Annotated in this window: 1 protein-coding gene and 1 pseudogene; one reads left to right on the plus strand and one right to left on the minus strand. The window is 69.2% G+C overall.

Going from position 1 to position 2,446, the window contains the following annotated elements; translation table 11 throughout:
• Positions 1–526, plus strand: a 526-nt coding sequence (locus H0X00_RS23400) for an IS630 family transposase (protein WP_293775232.1), incomplete at its 5' end; no start/stop codon positions are given.
• Positions 527–758: 232 nt separating this feature from the next.
• Here H0X00_RS23400 and H0X00_RS23405 read toward each other — a convergent pair.
• Positions 759–2,327 (minus strand): annotated as a pseudogene (locus tag H0X00_RS23405) (IS1182 family transposase); the annotation flags it as partial.
• Positions 2,328–2,446 lie beyond the last annotated feature (119 nt).

The following is a 2,446-nucleotide window of genomic DNA, read 5'->3' on the forward strand; positions in this document are numbered from 1 at the left end:
GCCACAGCCGATGGCCCCTGGCGTCGCCGCCAAGGAAGACTCCGAGTACGAGCGGCGAGGCATCGTCAACCTGTTCATGGTCTGCGAGCCACTCCGAGGCTGGCGCGAGGTCATGGTCAGCGACCGCCGCACCCGGCTTGACTGGGCGCAGTGCATCAAGGAGCTGGTCGACGTCCACTATCCCGACGCCGAGCAGATCGTCCTGGTCCAGGACAACCTCAACACGCACACGCCGGCCTCCTTGTACGAAGCCTTCCCGCCGTCCGAAGCCAAGCGCCTCGCCGACAAACTTGAGCTGCACTACACACCCAAGCATGGCAGTTGGCTGAACATGGCCGAGATCGAACTGGGCATCCTCGCCGGCCAATGTCTCGATCGCCGTCTCCCGGACCGTGCGACGCTCGAACGGGAGGTCGCGGCCTGGGTCACCACGCGCAACGCCGCCGTCCGTACCATCGATTGGCGCTTCACCACCGACGACGCCCGCATCAAGCTCGACCATCTCTACCCTGTATTTCACGACTGACGAGCCACTAGAAGCCCGGCCGACAACCGGGCAGAGCGAACGAGGTCGGCAGCCGCGTGGGCAGCCGACCGGGTGACGTGGTTCGGGGGAGTCTGCCAGGGTTCGGCGTCCGGGTGGGCCAACCGGGGCCGAGATCGCGGCTGAGGACGACCACGAGCAGACCCAGGAGGACGGAAACGAGGCCCACCGCGCTCAGCTGCGGGTCGGTGGGCTGGCCCTGGCTCGCGGTGGCGGCCAGGTAGGTCAGGTTGGCCACGGCGGCGGCCATCAGGAGTTGGAACGCGGTCTTGGCCCGGCCGATGTCGCGGGCCTGGCGGATGCCCAACTGGACCAGCCGGGCGATGCGGTGCTCGACCGTCTGGCGTCGCCGCCGATAGTCGTCGAAGGCCGGACTGGCCTGGAAGGCGCGAGCCGCCTGGAGCAGCCGTTCTTGTGGATGCAGGGCGACCGTCCGACCGCCGACGCCCCGGACGCACTGGGCGCGCACGGGGCAGGCCGCGCAGACCGCCGCGTCGAAGCGGAACTGTCCGCCACCGGTCGGGCTCGGCTTGAAGTCCTGCGTGGTCTGGCCAGCCGGGCAGGTCGCGGTCCCGGCGTCCAGGTCGAGCACGAAGGCCGTCTTCGGGAAGCAGCCCTGGTTCGACACACTCGGGACCTTGGCCACGATCGTCCGACCAGCGTCGGCGAACACCTGACGGGTTTCGCCGCTGCCGTAGGCGCAGTCCCCCAGCGTCTCGTCGACCGTGCAGCCGGTGTTGGCCTCGGTCTGCTCGACCAGCTCGAGCGCACCCTCGGCATCCGGCGCGTTCCCCGCGAGTACCGCGACCGCCGTGATCAACGGCTCGTCGGTGTCCACCGCCACCGCCGCCTTGTGCCCGTCGAACCGTTTGCTCGCACTCTTCCGCCCGTGCCGCATCTCTGGATCGTGGACCGACACCAGTCGATCCTTCGCCACCCCCTCCTTCACCGCCGGGCCATCCTCCCGACGCTCGATGTCTTGCAGGAGTACCCGACTCAGCAGCCCGGCCGCCTCCAGCAGCATCGTCTCGGCCGCGCTGCCGGCCTCCAGCTCGGTCCGCGCCATCCGCGCCTGCTCTAGCAGCCGGTCAGCGTCGGCGACGATCTCTCCCAGAAACCGCCGCCGCTCCTTGACGTCGCTCCAGTCGATCTCGGCGGTCCCCTTCAGGCTCGTCTGGCCGACGTACCGTCCGTACCCCTGCTCCTCGGCCCACCCCGCCAGCGGCTGCCCGCTCAGCTTCGCCAGCACCCGCGCCAGCTTCACGATCCCGTCCCCGAGTAGGTTGTAGGTGTCCTTCACCGCTCCCCGCCCCAGGATGTTCGTCGTGTCCAGCGCCACCTTCAGCTTCCGCTGCTCCCCGCGCTTGGTCCGCAACCTTCCCTGCCGCTTCGCCAGCTCCAGGCTCGTCCGAAAGATCGCCGCCGCCTGCTCGTGCACGATCAACTGCGCCCGAAACTCCTGCAGCGTGCTCTTCGCAAAGGGCCGCGCATCCAGCTCGACCCCCAGGGCCACCTTCCACCGCAGGTCATAGTCCGCTCGCTGCTTCGCCTCGTCGTCCGACACCCCGTCATACGTCTGCAGCACCAGCGCCGTCGCCAGCAGGCTCGGCGGCACACTCGGCCGACCGTTGTCGAGCACGTACAGCCCGGCGAACGCCTCGTCCCGAAACAGCTCTCCCCGCTGGCTCGCCAGCCACCCGTAGAAGCTGTCCCGTCCCACGAACACCCCGTACGCCGTGTCTGCCTCGAACAACCCTCGCTGTGGCCCGCGCTTCCCCAGCATCCCGCTCTCCCTCAGCCGACCTGCTCCTCCATCCTACCCGGCCGGCACTCCCTCCCGGTAGTCCCCCTTTCCGGCCGCACTTCTAGGCGCGATGACCGACCGATCGGCCGCCGTGCGAG

This window comes from Sporichthya sp. (genome assembly GCF_013815995.1).
In the GTDB taxonomy this organism is placed as follows: Bacteria; Actinomycetota; Actinomycetes; order Sporichthyales; family Sporichthyaceae; genus Sporichthya.